Source organism: Pseudorhizobium halotolerans, from assembly GCF_902153235.2.
Classification (GTDB): domain Bacteria; phylum Pseudomonadota; class Alphaproteobacteria; order Rhizobiales; family Rhizobiaceae; genus Neorhizobium; species Neorhizobium flavum.
Genome location: NZ_CABFWE030000005.1, coordinates 714,305 through 730,203, shown reverse-complemented (window position 1 = coordinate 730,203; position 15,899 = coordinate 714,305). Strand labels below are relative to the sequence as shown.

Here is a 15,899-nt window from a genome sequence, read left to right as displayed (position 1 = left end):
TGGATGAGGCGCGCCGATAAGGCCGGCGCTGACGCATTCCTAATCCGGCGCCGAGGTCTGGAGCGCTAGCGCATGTAGCGTTCCGCCCATGTGTCCCTTGAGCGCATCGTAGACCATCTGGTGCTGCTGGACGCGGGTCTTGCCGCGGAAAGCTTCGGCAACGACTTCGGCCGCGTAGTGGTCACCATCGCCCGCCAGATCCCGGATCGTGACCTTGGCTCCGGGAATCCCGGCCTTGATCATGTCTTCGATGTCTCCCGGGTTCATGGGCATGATGTGGTCCTTCTCATTATCTCATTCCGCTGAGTCGCAGCTTGTAAGGGAGAGTGCCAAAAACGGCAGCGGCGGTCAAAGGATGCGAGTCCTGAGGGTTCAGTTCATGAAGCCGGGGAACCAGCTTTCGTTGGCATTGACCAGGTCAGGAACGCTGACATCCACGAGGTCGTCGACAACCAATCGGTCGCCTCCTGCCGTGCCGAGCTTTCGGAACGGAACGCCGGCGCTTTCAGCGCTGGCCTCGACGAAATTGGCGAGGTCCGCAGGGACCGCCAGGACATAGCGGGCCTGGTCTTCTCCGAACAGAAGCGCATGCGCGGGTCCGCGCTGATCCGTCAAGCTGATGTTCATGCCCTTCGTCGCCGCCATCGCCATCTCCGCGAGCGCGAGGAGCAGGCCGCCGTCGGAGATGTCGTGGCAGGCTGATACCTGACCGTTGCGTATGAGGCCACGTACGAGATCGCCGTTGCGACGTTCAGCGTCGAGATCTACCGAAGGAGCGGGACCTTCCGTTGAACCCAGCACGTCACGCAGGTAGATCGACTGCCCGAGATGGCTGCCGTCCGTTCCGATCATGATCAACACGTCGCCGTCTCTCATGTCGCCGATGCGTGCCATCTTCGACCAGTCGGGTAGCAGTCCGACGCCGGCAATAGTGGGGGTCGGGAGGATGGCGATGCCGTTTGTCTCATTGTAGAGCGAAACATTGCCAGACACGATCGGGAAGTCGAGGGCCCGACATGCTTCGCCGATGCCCTGGATCGCGCCCACGAGTTGTCCCATGATCTCCGGCTTCTCTGGGTTGCCGAAGTTCAGGTTATCGGTTGCGGCAAGCGGTTCTGCACCCGTGGCCGAAATATTGCGCCAGCACTCGGCAACGGCCTGCTTTCCACCTTCCACAGGGTCAGCTTCGACGTAGCGCGGCGTCACGTCTGACGAGAAAGCCAGCGCCTTGGTGGGATGTCCGTCAACCCTCACGACACCTGCATCGCCACCCGGGCGTTGCAAAGAGTTACCCTGAATAAAGGTATCATACTGCTCCCAGACCCAGCGGCGACTTGCCTGGTTGGGTGAACCGACCAGCTTGAGCAGTGCGACGTTGTAATCCTGCGGCTCGGCGACTTCGCTGGCGGGCAGGGGAGACTTCCCATTGCCAGCAATCCATGGGCGGTCATATTCCGGTGCCTCGTCGCCCAGTTCCTTGATCGGCAGGTTCGCGACTTCCTCGCCCTGATGGAGGATGCGGAAGCGCAGGTCGTCGGTCGTCTTGCCGACGATCGCAAAATCCAGGCCCCACTTGACGAAGATGGCCTTGGCCTCATCCTCCTTCTCGGGCCGGAGAACCATGAGCATGCGCTCCTGGCTTTCCGAGAGCATCATTTCATAGGCGCTCATGCGCTCCTCGCGCACCGGCACCTTATCTAGATCGAGTTCAATTCCCAGGTCACCCTTTGCGCCCATCTCGACAGCCGAACAGGTCAATCCCGCCGCACCCATGTCCTGGATGGCGATGACGGCACCGGTCTTCATCAACTCGAGGCATGCCTCCAGCAGGCATTTTTCGGTAAAGGGATCACCGACCTGGACGGTTGGCCGCTTTTCCTCGATCGACTCGTCGAATTCGGCAGAGGCCATGGTGGCACCACCCACGCCGTCGCGACCGGTCTTTGCACCGAGATAGACGACGGGCAAGCCGACGCCTTCTGCCTTGGAGTAGAAAATCGCATCGGATTTCGCCAGGCCGGCAGCGAACGCGTTGACCAGGATGTTCCCGTTGTAGCGTTCATCGAACTCCACTTCCCCTCCGACCGTCGGGACGCCGAAGGAGTTGCCGTATCCGCCCACTCCGGCGACGACGCCCGAAACGAGGTGTTTCGTCTTCGGGTGATCCGGGGCACCGAAGCGCAGCGCGTTCATCGCGGCGATTGGTCGTGCTCCCATGGTGAACACGTCGCGGAGAATGCCGCCAACACCGGTCGCGGCTCCCTGGTAGGGCTCGATGTAGGAGGGGTGGTTGTGGCTCTCCATCTTGAAGACGACGCAATCGCCGTCATCGATGTCGACGACGCCCGCATTCTCGCCTGGACCCTGAATGACACGTGGACCCTTTGTAGGCAGGGTGCGTAGCCATTTCTTGGATGATTTGTAGGAACAATGCTCGTTCCACATGGCTGAAAAGATGCCGAGCTCGGTAAAGGTCGGTTCGCGCCCGATCAGATCGAGAATCCGCTGATACTCATCCGGCTTCAACCCATGCGAGGCGACGAGTTCAGGCGTGATCTCAATGCTGTTACGGATGTTCATGGTCTTCTCGGGCTAGGGGCGGCATCTGCCGGTCTCTTTAGCCTAAGCAGTCAAAAGGCGCGACAGGAAATTTCCCGTCGCGCCCTGCTTTTGCTGGCATCGAAATGGGCTGGATCTAGAACGTGTAGCCGACCATGACGCCACCTCGGGAGAGGCCATTGTTGGGGCCATCACAGAGATTCGCATGGGACGAATGCTCGAGATGGGCGATGACGCTCCATCTGTCGGTCACATTGAAACCGGCAGCCACATACTCGTGGAACAAGGCGCGGCATCCAAGCTTGGGACCGTCTCCACCCTCGCCAATGTCGAGATCACCGTCATGCAGTGTTCCGCCGAAGCCGAGCTCCAGGAAAAAACGGTCGGTAACATTCGCCGTCCAGGAAAAACCTGCATAGACCTGGTTAGCTTCTCCCTCTGTGGCGATCGAACCGCCGACGTGAATGCGTGGCCGTAGAAGCCGGTCCCATCCAGCCGCTTCCATGTGGCCCCATGGATCGAAGAAAAGCATGCCGGTCACGAAGGCGCCATCCTCCTCGTTGACGTCGGAATTGTCGACGCCTGTCAGGATCCCGAAGCGCGCCTCGTCGAAAATTCCGCCGGTCTCATTTACCGGAGCCGCCATGGCAATGGGAGCTTCCGGCGCCGAAAGGTCTGCTGCAAACGCACCGGTCGGCAAAAGTACGGCAATCACCGCTAAGGCATAAAGTTTGTGCATCACTGTCTAAAGGCTCCCGATCCGATCCGCGGTCACGATGACGCCACACTTCGACCACAGATTCGGCGAGACCATAAGCTGGCAACATGACCTCGTGCAACAGCTATCAGTTTTTATCGCACAATCTCGGGTCGGCGACGGCGGCACGTGACATTTTGGCTACGGCGAAGCTCAGCAGCCGGACGTCCCGCTTGCCCATTTGAGAACGTCTCGTCTGATCCGATCTCCCGACGCGCCGTCCATCAGCGGCCCAAACGCATCGAGGCGGGCGGGGCTGCCTTCGGCCTGGACTACGAGCACGGGCCTTGATTCGGGACTCTTGCTAGGAACGGCAAGAATTCGAGGTCGGCCGGAGAAGGAGTTCAGCTCTGGTGCGAGCCGATAGGGCTGAAACGTGGAATCACCAGACTTGAACCAGCAGCGATTTGCATTGACGGCGACACGTTCCATGGTCGGTAGCGCTGCACGGTCCGGAGAAGATGGCGGCGAACGATCCGACTGGCAGGAGGTGAGGGCGAGTGCGACGGTTGCCGACAGCGATGCGACGCGGATCGCAGGATGAAGATGCATCGGATTTCCTTGTTGACGGGGAGAGTGTCCATCGCTGGCCTGTGTTGTATCAGGCTGCAATCACATCCAGGGCGGATGCGAAGATGCCCCGCCCATCAAGCCCGCCATGAGCCGCTTCGATCAGGTTCTCCGGATGCGGCATCATGCCGAGAACATTGCCTGCCGTGTTGATGACACCGGCGATATCGCTGAGCGAGCCGTTTGGGTTGGTGCCGGCGGCGTATCTGAACACGATCTGCCGGTTGTCCTGCATGGACGCCAGCGTCTGTTCATCGACGAAGTAGTTGCCGTCGTGGTGGGCTACCGGGCAGCGAATGACCTGGCCCTCTTCATAGGCACGTGTGAAGGCAGTGTCGGCATTCACGACCTCGAGAAGGACTTCCTTGCAGACGAAGCGCAGCGATGTGTTGCGCATCAGCGCGCCTGGAAGGAGGCCCGCCTCGACGAGAATCTGGAAACCGTTGCAGACTCCCAGGACCTTGACGCCCTTGTCTGCTTTCTCCCGAATGGCCTGCATGACGGGCATGCGGGCAGCGATCGCTCCGCAACGGAGGTAATCGCCGTAGGAGAAACCACCTGGGATCACGATAAGGTCGACATCCGGAATGCTGGTCTCCGTTTGCCATACGGTGACAGGTGCCTGACCGGAGATCTTGGTCAGAGCATCGATCATATCGCGATCACGGTTGAGACCGGGGAGTTGGACGACAGCTGATTTCATGGGTGCGGCTCGAACCTCGATTGGGTTTCCTGGAGTTCACGCCACTCCAGACTGTTTGACCCCGTCTTGTAGCGGTCGGGAATGCCCAGCTCAATCGCGATCATTGTACCGCGTCTGCCAAGCACTGCCAAATGTATCACGAACCGACGCCTCAGCCGTCAGTCGAGAGCGATAGTATAATTCTCGATCACCGTGTTCGCCAGCAGCCTGTCGCACATATCCTTGAGGTTCGCCTCAGCCGCGGCGCGATCGGTGCCTTCGAGCTCGATGTCAAACACCTTGCCTTGACGGACATGACCGACATCCTGAAAGCCGAGGCTGGAAAGCGCGCCCTCGATGGCCTTGCCCTGCGGATCGAGTACACCGTTCTTCAACGTAACCGTAACCCGTGCCTTGATCACTGTCGTCCCCCGTCCGTTACTTCACGAGAACCGGGCCGGTGCCGCGGATCGGTTCGTTTTCGTTGATGATGCCAAGGCGGCGCGCGACTTCGGAATAGGCTTCAACCAGCCCGCCCATGTCGCGGCGGAAGCGATCCTTGTCCATCTTCTCCTTGGTCTCGATGTCCCACAGACGGCAGCTGTCGGGAGAGATTTCGTCGGCCAGGATGATGCGCATCATGTCGCCTTCGTAGAGGCGGCCGCATTCGATCTTGAAGTCGACCAGCTGGATTCCAACGCCGAGGAAAAGGCCGCTGAGGAAGTCGTTCACGCGAATGGCCAGAGCCATGATATCGTCGAGTTCAGCCGGATTTGCCCAGCCGAACGCGGTGATGTGCTCTTCCGAGACCATGGGATCGTTGAGCGCGTCGGACTTGTAGTAGAATTCGATGATCGAACGCGGAAGGACGGTGCCCTCTTCGATTCCTAGGCGCGTGGAAAGGGAGCCGGCGGCGACATTGCGCACCACCACCTCGAGCGGGATCATCTCCACTTCCTTGATGAGTTGCTCGCGCATGTTGAGGCGGCGGATGAAGTGCGTCGGAATGCCGATCTTGTTGAGATGGGTGAAGACGTATTCCGAGATGCGGTTGTTCAGCACGCCCTTGCCGTCGATGACGTCGTGCTTCTTCTTGTTGAAGGCAGTGGCGTCGTCCTTGAAGAACTGGATCAGCGTGCCGGGCTCGGGACCCTCGTACAGAATCTTGGCCTTGCCTTCGTATATACGGCGGCGACGGTTCATTTCTTATTGTCTCATTGTTGGCGCCTCGTGGCGCAGTGAAAGGTGGTTGAGCGGTCCCATAACGGAAAAGATCGAGAATCACAATGATGCGATTTCTTCGTGGTCCTTGAGCCCGGACATGTTGCCAAGCTAGCTTCCTCAGCAGTATTGCGCGGTGTATCGGGGCCGAGAAGACCATCCCTGTGGCGCTCTGCCGAACGAACTAGGCATGAGCAATTGCTAGAGGCGGAGTCCGACATTATTTCGGCACTCGACAGGGCAGGATGTGCTTTGACAAACCGCATTGCACTTTGGGAACGCTTTTGATTTATGGACCTACGAGAACCGATTACGGGGAGTTAAGTCATGACCAGCATGAAAGACCGCGAACGCGCATTCGAGAACAAGTTTGCGCTCGACGAAGAGCAGAAGTTCAAGGCCGTCGTGCGGCGAAACAAGCTCGTCGGCCGCTGGGCGGCCGAACTTCTGGGGCGCGATGCCGGCGTCTATGCACAGGAGGTCGTCGAGGCGGATTTCCAGGAGGCTGGAGAAGAGGACGTCTTCCGTAAGCTGCGCGCCGATTTCGATGCCGCCGGCGTGTCGATCTCCGACGAAGACATCCGCCAGAAGATGTTCGCTTATCTTCAGGACGCCGTTGCCGAGGTGAAGCAGTAAACTTAGCCCGAGTCTATCTGCACGAGCCGCGTCGGTCGCCGACGCGGCTTTTTCGTGCGGGTCAGGCCTTCAGGCGAGACAGGAACTGGGCGAAGACCATGGTGCCTTCGGGCCATGGGCCATGTCCGCTCTCCGCGTTGATATGTCCCGATTCTCCGGCGTCGATCAGCAACGATCCCCAAGCGGCAGCGATGTCGTCAGCGTGTTCGTAAGAGCCGAACGGGTCGTTGCGGCTGGCGATGGTCACCGTCGGGAAGGGTAAGGGATCGCGCGGATATGGGCCAAAGCTCATCAGGTGCCGGGGACGCACGGCAGGATTGTCTACCTCGGGCGGCGCTACGAAGAAGGCGCCGACAACCTGCTTCCTGAACAGTGGGATCGCGTGGACCGCCGAGGGGATGCCGAGAGAATGGGCGACGAGGACCACTGGCAGCGTGGCCGCGTTGACCTCTTCGGCAACCTTCGCCACCCAGTCCTCGCGTACCGGCTTTGACCATTCCGCCTGGTCAACCCGGCGCGCGGTGGAAAGCTTGGTCTCCCAACGGCTCTGCCAGTGATCAGGCCCGGAATTGGTGTAACCAGGGATGATGAGAATTTCGGCTTCTGATGCTTTCATGATGGCGCCGATTTGAGAAACCGAAGCGCTGAAGTCAAGGGCCAGAGCCTGACGGGGCGCAATACGGCCGCTCCAGGCGCCAATGCCGGACGCTGACACGGATACGCAGGCAGTCTCTCATAGCCCGTAGTGGCCGGCGATTACGCCTCTCCGAACACACGGCGGAAAATGGTGTCGACATGCTTGGTGTGATAGCCGAGATCGAACTTCTCGCGGATATCTTCCTCTGAGAGTGCCGCCCGGACTTCTTCGTCGGCCAGCAGTTCCTCCAGGAAGTCCTTGCCCTGTTCCCAGACCTTCATGGCGTTGCGCTGTACCAGGCGATAGGCGTCTTCACGCGACACACCGGCCTGCGTCAGCGCCAGAAGCACACGCTGTGAATGAACTAGTCCGCGGAACTTGTTCATATTGTTGATCATGTTGTCCGGGTAGACCAACAGCTTGTCGATGACGCTGGTCAGGCGTGCCAGCGCGAAGTCCAAGGTTACCGTGGCATCGGGGCCGATCATTCGCTCGACCGACGAGTGCGAAATATCGCGCTCGTGCCAGAGTGCGACGTTCTCCATGGCTGGCATGGCATAGGAACGGACCATTCGCGCCAATCCCGTCAGATTCTCCGTCAGCACCGGGTTCCGCTTGTGCGGCATGGCGGAGGAACCCTTCTGGCCAGGCGAGAAATACTCCTCGACCTCCAGGACCTCAGTTCGCTGCAGGTGGCGGATCTCGATGGAGAGACGCTCGATCGACGAGGCGATCACTGCAAGCGTCGAAAAATACATGGCATGGCGGTCGCGCGGGATAACTTGGGTGGAAACCGGCTCCGCCTTCAGTCCCATCGCCGCTGCTACGTGTTCCTCAACTCGCGGGTCGATATTGGCGAAAGTGCCGACGGCGCCGGAGATCGCACAGGTTGCGATTTCCTCCCGCGCGGCCATCAGCCGGGTCTTGTTGCGGTCGAACTCGGCATATGCCTGGGCCAGCTTCACGCCGAAGGTGGTGGGCTCGGCGTGAATTCCGTGGCTTCGTCCTATGGTCACCGTGTCCTTGTGTTCAAAGGCGCGCCGCTTCAGCGCTTCGAGCAACTTGTCCATACCCGCCAGCAGCAGGTCGGTGGCGCGGACGAGCTGGATGTTGAAGCAGGTGTCGAGCACGTCGGAAGATGTCATTCCCTGGTGGATGAAGCGGCTGTCCGGCCCCACGAATTCCGCCAGATGGGTCAGGAACGCGATAACATCATGCTTCGTCACCGCCTCGATTTCGTCGATCCGATCAACGTCGAAGGTTGCGGCGCCACCCTTCTCCCAGATGGTTTCCGCAGCAGACTTGGGGATGACCCCGATCGCCGCCAGGGCATCGCAGGCATGCGCCTCGATCTCGAACCAGATGCGGAACTTCGTCTCGGGCGACCAGATCGCGACCATGTCGGGGCGGGAATAGCGGGGGATCATGGGCAGAGGCCTTCCATCGACAGTAGGGGGTGGGGCCGCTTTAGCAAGAACCGGCCTGAAGCTCAATCTCGGGTGCGTCAGACCGTGCGGGCGGCGGTCCGCAGAGCCTCGATGCGTTCCCGGTAGCTCTCGACGCTGTTGCCCTGGAAGACTGCAGAACCCGCGACGAAGACATTGGCACCGGCTACCGCCACTGCGCCGATCGTGTCCGGCGTGATGCCACCATCCAGCTGCAACTCGATCGGCCGGTGGCCGATCATGGCCTTGGCAGCCCGGGTCTTCTGGACCATGGCGGGAATGAACTTCTGTCCGCCAAAGCCTGGATTGACGCTCATAATCAGGATGAGGTCGATATCGTCGAGGACGTTTTCCAGCACGGATAGCGGCGTGGCCGGGTTGAGTGTAACTCCGACCTTCTTCCCGAGGGACCGTATCGTCTGCAGCGACCGGTGCAAATGCGGACCGGATTCGGCGTGGACGGTAATGCCGTCGCAGCCGGCCTTGGCGAAGGATTCGAGGAAGGGATCGGCCGGCGTGATCATCAGGTGACAGTCGAAGAACGCCTTGGTATGCGGACGAAGAGCCTTGATCACATCGGGACCATAGGAAATGTTCGGCACGAAGTGACCGTCCATGACGTCCAGGTGGATCCAGTCCGCGCCTGCCTCCACGACGTCACGCACCTCCTGTCCAAGCTTTGCGAAATCTGCGGCGAGGATGGACGGGGCGATACGGATGGGCAGGGTGGTCATGGGTGTCTCCAGCTGTTCCGAGGCCCTGTATCACCGCCGCCGCTTAGGAACAATCATTCCGTCAGCGGGGAGACCGTGACGAAACGGCCGCTTTGCCACTGCTGCAGCCGAAATGGATTCTGGACAAGTTGCTGACCGGCATCGAATTCGACGGGTCCGAGCACCGTGCCGAATTCTCTGTCGACAAGCCGTGCGGCGAGACTCTGGGACTGCTCCCCAGACAGCGCTGCTGCCACGATTTGCACAGCCGCATAGGCAGGAAGCGTATAGCCGTCCGGCTCCAGGTTCGCCGACTGCAGCGAGGCCGTGACGTCTGAGGCGGAGGGAAGTTGGGAGTAGTCGGGCAGGGCGGCGGTCAGGACGCCTTCCCGCATCGGAACCGGACGGTTCGCCGCGCGCATGGTATCGCCGGCAAGGATCGTCAGCGGAATGCCTTCGACCTCTGCGTCGCGGGCTATCACCGATACGTCGTTCCTGTCTCCGCCAACAATAAGATGGGTTGCTCCGGCCTTTGAAAGCCTGCGAACAAGGGCAACCTGCTGCTCCTGGCCCGGCCGGTAGGTGTCGACGAAAACCGGTGAGATGCCACCCTGCTCAATTGTTTCGCGGATGGCACTGGCCAATTCCCGGCCGTAGATCGTGCCATCGTCTATGATGGCAACCGGCTCCGCCTTCCATCGCTCCAGTACCGCTTGCGAAATCGCCTGGGCCTCGTCATCCTCGCCTGGCGCCATTCGAAAGAGCGGCCATTGTTCCCTAAGTGCATCTTCCATAAGGATGTCGGATCGCACAGCGACAGTCAGCGCGGGGATCCCGGCCTCGGCAAGTGCGGGCATGAGCGTGGATAAGGTTTCGGTGCAGAGGAAGCCGACCGCTGCCACCGCGTTCGCTTCGCGCATCTGGGCCACGAGATCGGTATGCGTGTCTGCCTCGCAGGGCTCGTCCAGCGCGAGCGCCGTATGCCCGGTTGCTTCAGCGGCTGCGCGCGCACCTTGAAGGATCTGGCCGCCGAGCATCGCATATGCCCCCGTTTGGGGCGCGACGATCGCGATCGTCTCCGCTTCGGCCAGAAACGGCACAAGAAATGCCGCGGCGGCAATCATGCTGGTGGGGCGGATGCGCATGCTATTCCCATTCCTTCTTTCCAAGACATTTAGCTGCCCGAGGCTGAGGATCAAAGCAATTTGCGGGATGCAGGCGCAACGCGGGGTGCGGATAGCCGTAGACAAGGCGGGAAGAGAACGCCATATCGGGCGGACGCTGAACGCTCGCAGTCTTCGGAGAAGCATTTGACACGACAGCAGCAGCTTGATCCCGCGACCTATCGGAACGGGATGGCACTCTACGCTGGACACGTCCAGGTGGTCACGACCGAACATCAGGGTGTCAGGCGAGGGGTGACGGTCACGGCAGCCTGCTCTGTCTCGGACAATCCGCCGACTCTCCTCGTCTGCCTCAACGCAAGCAACCCTGGCAACGAGATCTTTGCGGAAAGCGGCGTATTCACTCTCAATTCGCTGGCTGCGCACCACGAGCAACTGGCAACCGGATTCGCCGGGCTTGCCGGAGGCTCCGTCGCGGATCGTTTCGCCTTGGGGGAATGGGAAACCCTTGAGACGGGGGCGCCGGTGCTCTCGGACGCGATTGTTGCCTTCGACTGCCGTGTCACCGAAATCCGTCCCGCCTCGACGCATTTCGTCATGTTCGGCGAGGTCCTAGCCATGCATTTCGGCCCGCGCAGTCCGGCGCTGATCTATCTGGACCGGGGCTTCCGCACGCTCTAGACTGTGTCTTCAGGAGGAGACATGACGCAAGACGGCAGAGCGCCCCTACCAGCCTCGATCGACGAAACCATCGCCCTGCTCGAGGCTCATGACTACCTTGCTGAGCGGAGGCTTGCGACGGTCGTTTTCCTCGCCTTGCGGATGAAGCGACCCCTTTTCCTGGAAGGCGAAGCCGGCGTCGGAAAGACGGAGGTTGCCAAGACCCTTGCCGCGGCACTGGACCGGCCGTTGATCCGCCTGCAATGCTACGAGGGTCTCGACGTTGCATCAGCCGTCTACGAGTGGAACTATCCCGCCCAGATGCTGGAGATACGCCTGTCGGAGGCGGCAGGTGCCCGCGATCGCGAGCGGCTCGAAATGGATATCTTTGCCGAAAAGCACCTGATTCGGCGCCCTGTACTGCAGGCGCTCGGACAGCCGGGCATGGCCGCACCGGTCTTCCTTATCGACGAACTCGACCGGACCGACGAGGCGTTCGAGGCGTTCCTGCTGGAGGTTCTGTCGGACTTCCAGGTGACGATTCCCGAGCTCGGCACGATCAAGGCCGCCGAACCGCCGATCGTGATCATCACCACCAATCGGACACGCGAGATTCACGATGCTCTCAAGCGCCGCTGCCTCTATCACTGGGTGGACTATCCCGACGCAGCACAGGAGCTGGAAATCGTTCGGCGCAAGGTTGCGGGGTGCGCGGATGCACTGTCGCGGCAGCTAGTCGGCTACGTCCAGCGGCTGCGCAGCCTGGATCTCTTCAAGAACCCGGGTGTCGCGGAGACCATCGACTGGGCAACGGCACTGACGGAACTGGACAAGCTTGCGCTGGATCCCGAGACGATCTCCGATACCCTCGGCACATTGTTGAAGTACCAGGACGATATCGCCCGCATCCAGGGAGACGAGGGCAAGCGGTTGCTTTCGGATGTGAAGGCAGAGCTTCTCGCGGCGGGATGAAGCATGCAGGCGTCGGTAGAACAACATCAGGGTAAAACTGCAAGCCGGCACTCCGGCAGCGGAAAGTTGGCGGACAACGTCGTCCATTTCTCGCGGGTGCTGAGGCGGGCGGGGCTCAAGACCGGGCCGGGTGATGCCGCAGATGCGATCAATGCCATCGAGGCTATCGGCTTGGGTTCTCGGGATGAATTCCACGCTGCATTATCTGCAGTATTCGTCCGACGGCGCGAAGACCAGCCGGTCTTCGACGAGGCTTTCGAACTCTTCTGGCGCTCGCGCGATCTGGTCGGGAAGATGATCGCGCTCATGTCGCCGAAGGCTGACGACAATCGTGAGAAGGGCAGGCCGAAGGCCGGTCACAGCCGGGTTGCCGATGCACTGACCCCGTCTCCAACCAACTCAAAGGCAAGTAAGGAAATCCCCGAGGTCGATGTCGATGCGCGGCTCACCTCGTCAAGTCGCGAGATGCTGAAGCGGATGGACTTCGCGCAGATGTCGGCTGCCGAGCTTGCCATGGCGCGACGCGAAATCGCCCGGCTCGTGACGCCGTTCAGCGAATACCCGACACGGCGGTTCGAGCCCGCGGCCTCGGCCAGCCGCATCGATCCGCGCGCCACCATGCGGTACGCGATGCGCAGCGGCGGAGGACTCATCCTGCCACGCTACCGCCGACGCAGGAAGTTGCCTCCACCCCTGGTCGTGTTAGCCGACATATCGGGCTCCATGAGCCAGTACACGCGGGTCTTCCTGCACTTTCTCCATGCTCTCTCGGAGCGGCGACAGCGGGTACACATCTTCCTCTTCGGCACCAGGCTGACGAACGTGACGCGGTATCTGCGCAGGCGCGATCCGGACGAGGCCGTCAACGCGTGCGCCGATGCGGTTCCCGACTGGTCGGGAGGCACACGCATCGGGGCGACGCTGGGGGAATTCAATCGGCTCTGGTCGCGGCGCGTGCTCGGCCAGGGAGCCGTGGTCCTGCTCATTACCGACGGTCTGGAGCGGGAAGGCATAGAGGAACTGGAACGGGAGGCGGATCGCCTGCATCGGTCATGTCGTCGGCTGGTGTGGCTCAACCCGCTGCTCCGCTTCGACGGGTTCGAGGCACGGGCGCGAGGGGTGAGGGCGATCCTGCCTCATGTCGACGAGTTGCGCCCTGTCCATAACCTCCAATCGGTCGCCGATCTTGCGCAGGCGCTGAGTGGGGATATTTCCAGAAGCGGCGATCCGCGCCGTTTCCTGTCTTCAGGAGCTACAGCATGAGCGACCTTCAACCGCTTGATCCACTCGTCACGGCCGAACGATGGCATGCGGAAGGTCGTTCGGTTGCCGTCGCCACGGTCATCCAGACCTGGGGCTCCGCACCACGTCCCGCCGGAAGCCATCTGACCGTCGACGGTGAAGGCAACTTCGAAGGCTCCGTTTCCGGCGGATGCGTGGAGGGCGCAGTCATCGGCGAGGCGCAGGAGGTCATCGCGACCGGCCATCCGAAGATGCTGGAATTCGGTGTCGCCGACGAGACGGCCTGGCGCGTTGGTCTGTCCTGCGGAGGAACGATCCGGATCCATGTCGAAAGGCTCGGTTGATGCGAATCGAATCGCTTCATGCTCTGAATGTCGCACGACGGGGCCGGGAGGCAGCCATCCTCGTGACCGACCTCGATGGCCAGGGTGAGCAGGTCATCCTAGAGGGGCAGCCGGTAGCCGGGTCATTGGGAGAGGCGGTCTCGGCTGCCTTTCGCAGTGGCCGAAGCAGCATTGTGGATGTTGCGGGGCGAGAACTTTTCCTAAATGTCTACCTGCCACCGCCGCGGATAGTCGTCATCGGGGCGGTGCATATCAGCCAAGCCCTGTGCCTTATCGCGCCCGTGGCCGGTTACGATGTGACGATCATCGATCCACGTACGGCATTCGCGACGGATGAGCGTTTCGCCGGCGTGGACCTCGTGGCGGAGTGGCCGGAGGACGTTCTGGCGACGCGACCGCTCGATGCCTATACCGCCCTTGCGGCGGTGACGCATGATCCCAAGATCGACGATTTTCCGCTCGCGGAGGCGTTGAAGCACAAGTGTTTCTACGTGGGCGCGCTCGGGAGCCGCAAGACCCACGCCCAGCGGGTAGATCGCCTGCGGCGACAGGGGCTGACCGAGGAACAGATTGGAAGGATTGCTGCGCCGATCGGAATCGATATCGGCGCGGCAAACCCCTCCGAGATAGCCGTGGCCATCCTGGCGCAGATCGTCCAGGCCTTCCGCCAGCGCAACCTCGTCCCCGGAGCCTAGCGTGCAGTTCGGACCGGTTCCCACAGAAAGTGCCGAAGGATGCATCCTCGCCCACAGCCTCCGGCTGGCGGGTGGGCGGATACCCAAGGGAACGATCCTGACGCCCGATCATATCGAGGCCATAGAAAAGGGCGGCATCGAGAACGTCACGGTGTGTCGCCTCGAGCCGGGCGACATGCTCGAAGACGATGCCGCTAGGGCAGTCGCGCAAGCGCTCGACACCCCCCATACACGTCGGTCCGAAGCAACGACCGGCCGCGTGAACATCTATGCGACGGAGAACGGCCTCTTCATTGCCGATCGCACCACCGTCGACTCGCTCAACCGGATTGATCCTGGCATCACGCTTGCCACGATCGCTGACCACTCTCCGGTCACGGCGGGCGCCATGGTGGCGACGGTTAAGATCATCCCGCTCGCCGTCGCGTCTTCCAAGGTCGAGGCCGCCGCTCAGTTGGTCCGGGGATCGACCGCCTTCTCGTTCAGGCCTTACCGTCCGCATCGGGTGGCGTTGATTGCCACGGCTCTCCCGACGTTGAAACCGTCCGTCATGGATCGTACGGCCCGTCTTCTGGCGCAACGACTGGAACCCTCGCGAAGCAGTGTTTACCGGGAGGAACGCGTCGCCCATGATACCGGGGAAGTCGCTGCCGCGCTTGTGGATGTGGCGGCGTCGGGCGGAGAACAGCCCGACCTTATCGTGATCTTCGGCGCCTCCGCCGTGGCGGATCCGGACGATGTCATTCCCGCCGCGATTCGTGCATCAGGTGGGAGGGTAGAGCAGGTGGGAATGCCGGTGGATCCCGGCAACCTCCTGGTCCTCGGAGCGATCGGGGACATCCCGGTCATAGGAGCTCCCGGTTGCGCCCGGTCGCCGAAGGAAAACGGGTTCGATTGGATACTGAACCGGATCCTGGCCGGAGAAAGACCAACTTCCTTCGACATTACCGGTATGGGGGTAGGTGGGCTGCTGATGGAGATACCCGAACGGCCGAGGCCGCGCGATGCGGTGCAGTCGACGGAAGGCGAGGCGGTGACCGTTGGGGCATTGCTACTGGCGGCTGGACAGGCGCGGCGCATGGGCGAGGGTGGGCCGCACAAGCTGCTGGCGTCCTTCGGGGGTGTGCCGCTGGTGCGACGAAGTGCCGAAACGCTGCTCGCAGCCGGGCTGAGGCCGGTCGTCGCGGTGACCGGTCACCGGCACGAGAAAATCGAGGCGACGCTTGCAGGCGTGGACGTGAAGACCGTCTTCAATCCGTACTATGCATCTGGCATGGCGAGTTCGCTGGTGACGGGCTTGTCGTCCCACGGTGTCAGCAGTTGCGATGGCGTCCTTGTGATGCTGGCCGACATGCCGGCGGTGACGGTGACGCATATTTCACGGATGGTGGAAGCCTTTCGAAACGCCGGAGGACAGGCTGTCGTCCGCGCTGTCCATGACGGTAAGCGAGGCAATCCGATCATACTTCCGCACGCGACCTTCGAGGCCGTGCGGAAGCTCCAGGGGGATGTCGGCGCCCGTTCGATCGTGGAAAACTGCGGCCTTCCCATCATCGACATCGACATCGGCCGCGCTGCGCATATCGACGTCGATACTCCGGAAGCCGTCGTCGCAGCAGGAGGCATCCTCGGGGACTGAACG

General features: G+C 61.4%; 18 protein-coding genes. 7 read left to right on the top strand and 11 right to left on the bottom strand.

All coding sequences use genetic code 11. The annotated features are described in order from the left end of the window. Window positions 1–39: 39 nt before the first annotated feature. The 7 genes from FN060_RS08485 to purC form a co-directional block, all read right to left on the bottom strand. The gene (locus FN060_RS08485; RefSeq protein WP_077546402.1) at window positions 40–273 is read right to left on the bottom strand and encodes a BolA family protein; all 234 of its coding nucleotides are present in this window, start codon (window positions 271–273) and stop codon (window positions 40–42) included. 99 nt (window positions 274–372) lie between these two features. Continuing rightward, window positions 373–2,580, bottom strand: coding sequence for a phosphoribosylformylglycinamidine synthase subunit PurL (gene purL, locus FN060_RS08480; protein WP_142587673.1), 2,208 nt, complete (start codon window positions 2,578–2,580; stop codon window positions 373–375). A gap of 115 nt (window positions 2,581–2,695) precedes the next feature. Continuing rightward, window positions 2,696–3,298: an acyloxyacyl hydrolase gene (locus tag FN060_RS08475; protein WP_244665784.1), complete on the bottom strand. Its 603-nt coding sequence runs from the start codon at window positions 3,296–3,298 to the stop codon at window positions 2,696–2,698. 171 nt (window positions 3,299–3,469) lie between these two features. Continuing rightward, window positions 3,470–3,868: a hypothetical protein gene (locus FN060_RS08470; RefSeq protein WP_142587671.1), complete on the bottom strand. Its 399-nt coding sequence runs from the start codon at window positions 3,866–3,868 to the stop codon at window positions 3,470–3,472. A gap of 49 nt (window positions 3,869–3,917) precedes the next feature. Further along, window positions 3,918–4,589 carry a phosphoribosylformylglycinamidine synthase subunit PurQ gene (purQ, locus tag FN060_RS08465; RefSeq protein ID WP_142587670.1) on the bottom strand — a complete coding sequence of 224 codons (672 nt, stop codon included), beginning with the start codon at window positions 4,587–4,589 and terminating at the stop codon, window positions 3,918–3,920. A gap of 158 nt (window positions 4,590–4,747) precedes the next feature. Beyond that, entirely contained in the window at window positions 4,748–4,990 is a 243-nt protein-coding gene (purS, locus tag FN060_RS08460) for a phosphoribosylformylglycinamidine synthase subunit PurS (RefSeq protein WP_142587669.1), read from the bottom strand. A 16-nt stretch (window positions 4,991–5,006) separates the two neighbouring features. Continuing rightward, a complete protein-coding gene (purC, locus tag FN060_RS08455) occupies window positions 5,007–5,771 on the bottom strand; it encodes a phosphoribosylaminoimidazolesuccinocarboxamide synthase (protein WP_052638461.1) in 765 nt (254 codons plus the stop codon). A 345-nt stretch (window positions 5,772–6,116) separates the two neighbouring features. Between purC and FN060_RS08450 the strand changes: the two genes are divergently transcribed. After that, the gene (locus FN060_RS08450) at window positions 6,117–6,425 is read left to right on the top strand and encodes a DUF1476 domain-containing protein (protein WP_142587668.1); all 309 of its coding nucleotides are present in this window, start codon (window positions 6,117–6,119) and stop codon (window positions 6,423–6,425) included. 61 nt (window positions 6,426–6,486) lie between these two features. Here the strand turns inward: FN060_RS08450 and FN060_RS08445 are convergent, their stop codons facing one another. The 4 genes from FN060_RS08445 to FN060_RS08430 form a co-directional block, all read right to left on the bottom strand. Continuing rightward, window positions 6,487–7,041 (bottom strand): RBBP9/YdeN family alpha/beta hydrolase, encoded by a 555-nt coding sequence (locus tag FN060_RS08445; protein ID WP_142587667.1) that lies wholly within the window; start codon window positions 7,039–7,041, stop codon window positions 6,487–6,489. Window positions 7,042–7,181: 140 nt separating this feature from the next. Then, window positions 7,182–8,489, bottom strand: coding sequence for an adenylosuccinate lyase (gene purB, locus FN060_RS08440; RefSeq protein ID WP_142587666.1), 1,308 nt, complete (start codon window positions 8,487–8,489; stop codon window positions 7,182–7,184). A 77-nt stretch (window positions 8,490–8,566) separates the two neighbouring features. After that, window positions 8,567–9,241, bottom strand: a complete 675-nt coding sequence (rpe, locus tag FN060_RS08435) for a ribulose-phosphate 3-epimerase (RefSeq protein ID WP_142587665.1) — start codon at window positions 9,239–9,241, stop codon at window positions 8,567–8,569. Window positions 9,242–9,294: 53 nt separating this feature from the next. After that, window positions 9,295–10,365 (bottom strand): branched-chain amino acid ABC transporter substrate-binding protein, encoded by a 1,071-nt coding sequence (locus FN060_RS08430; protein ID WP_183949681.1) that lies wholly within the window; start codon window positions 10,363–10,365, stop codon window positions 9,295–9,297. Between the two features lie 165 nt (window positions 10,366–10,530). On the opposite strand from FN060_RS08430, the gene FN060_RS08425 reads away from it, so the two are divergent. From FN060_RS08425 to FN060_RS08400, 6 genes are read left to right on the top strand one after another with little or no spacing between them, the layout of a single operon-like run. Further along, window positions 10,531–11,025, top strand: coding sequence for a flavin reductase (locus FN060_RS08425; protein WP_342345181.1), 495 nt, complete (start codon window positions 10,531–10,533; stop codon window positions 11,023–11,025). Window positions 11,026–11,046: 21 nt separating this feature from the next. Continuing rightward, the gene (locus FN060_RS08420; protein WP_142587662.1) at window positions 11,047–11,976 is read left to right on the top strand and encodes an AAA family ATPase; all 930 of its coding nucleotides are present in this window, start codon (window positions 11,047–11,049) and stop codon (window positions 11,974–11,976) included. Between the two features lie 3 nt (window positions 11,977–11,979). Beyond that, window positions 11,980–13,239: a vWA domain-containing protein gene (locus FN060_RS08415; protein WP_142587661.1), complete on the top strand. Its 1,260-nt coding sequence runs from the start codon at window positions 11,980–11,982 to the stop codon at window positions 13,237–13,239. Next, window positions 13,236–13,562 carry an XdhC family protein gene (locus FN060_RS08410; RefSeq protein WP_142587660.1) on the top strand — a complete coding sequence of 109 codons (327 nt, stop codon included), beginning with the start codon at window positions 13,236–13,238 and terminating at the stop codon, window positions 13,560–13,562. Before FN060_RS08415 ends, FN060_RS08410 begins: the two co-directional genes overlap by 4 nt. Further along, the gene (locus FN060_RS08405) at window positions 13,562–14,257 is read left to right on the top strand and encodes an XdhC family protein (protein ID WP_142587659.1); all 696 of its coding nucleotides are present in this window, start codon (window positions 13,562–13,564) and stop codon (window positions 14,255–14,257) included. Before FN060_RS08410 ends, FN060_RS08405 begins: the two co-directional genes overlap by 1 nt. Window position 14,258: 1 nt before the next feature. Further along, entirely contained in the window at window positions 14,259–15,896 is a 1,638-nt protein-coding gene (locus tag FN060_RS08400; RefSeq protein ID WP_142587658.1) for an NTP transferase domain-containing protein, read from the top strand. Window positions 15,897–15,899: the final 3 nt, after the last annotated feature.

Excerpts from the sequence above, each read along its gene's own strand:
- FN060_RS08485 (WP_077546402.1), bottom strand. The coding sequence starts at position 273 with ATGCCCATGAACCCGGGAGACATCGAAGACATGATCAAGGCCGGGATT.
- purL (WP_142587673.1), bottom strand. The coding sequence starts at position 2,580 with ATGAACATCCGTAACAGCATTGAGATCACGCCTGAACTCGTCGCCTCG.
- FN060_RS08475 (WP_244665784.1), bottom strand. The coding sequence starts at position 3,298 with ATGCACAAACTTTATGCCTTAGCGGTGATTGCCGTACTTTTGCCGACC.
- FN060_RS08470 (WP_142587671.1), bottom strand. The coding sequence starts at position 3,868 with ATGCATCTTCATCCTGCGATCCGCGTCGCATCGCTGTCGGCAACCGTC.
- purQ (WP_142587670.1), bottom strand. The coding sequence starts at position 4,589 with ATGAAATCAGCTGTCGTCCAACTCCCCGGTCTCAACCGTGATCGCGAT.
- purC (WP_052638461.1), bottom strand. The coding sequence starts at position 5,771 with ATGAACCGTCGCCGCCGTATATACGAAGGCAAGGCCAAGATTCTGTAC.
- FN060_RS08450 (WP_142587668.1), top strand. The coding sequence starts at position 6,117 with ATGACCAGCATGAAAGACCGCGAACGCGCATTCGAGAACAAGTTTGCG.
- FN060_RS08445 (WP_142587667.1), bottom strand. The coding sequence starts at position 7,041 with ATGAAAGCATCAGAAGCCGAAATTCTCATCATCCCTGGTTACACCAAT.
- purB (WP_142587666.1), bottom strand. The coding sequence starts at position 8,489 with ATGATCCCCCGCTATTCCCGCCCCGACATGGTCGCGATCTGGTCGCCC.
- rpe (WP_142587665.1), bottom strand. The coding sequence starts at position 9,241 with ATGACCACCCTGCCCATCCGTATCGCCCCGTCCATCCTCGCCGCAGAT.
- FN060_RS08430 (WP_183949681.1), bottom strand. The coding sequence starts at position 10,365 with ATGCGCATCCGCCCCACCAGCATGATTGCCGCCGCGGCATTTCTTGTG.
- FN060_RS08420 (WP_142587662.1), top strand. The coding sequence starts at position 11,047 with ATGACGCAAGACGGCAGAGCGCCCCTACCAGCCTCGATCGACGAAACC.
- FN060_RS08415 (WP_142587661.1), top strand. The coding sequence starts at position 11,980 with ATGCAGGCGTCGGTAGAACAACATCAGGGTAAAACTGCAAGCCGGCAC.
- FN060_RS08410 (WP_142587660.1), top strand. The coding sequence starts at position 13,236 with ATGAGCGACCTTCAACCGCTTGATCCACTCGTCACGGCCGAACGATGG.
- FN060_RS08405 (WP_142587659.1), top strand. The coding sequence starts at position 13,562 with ATGCGAATCGAATCGCTTCATGCTCTGAATGTCGCACGACGGGGCCGG.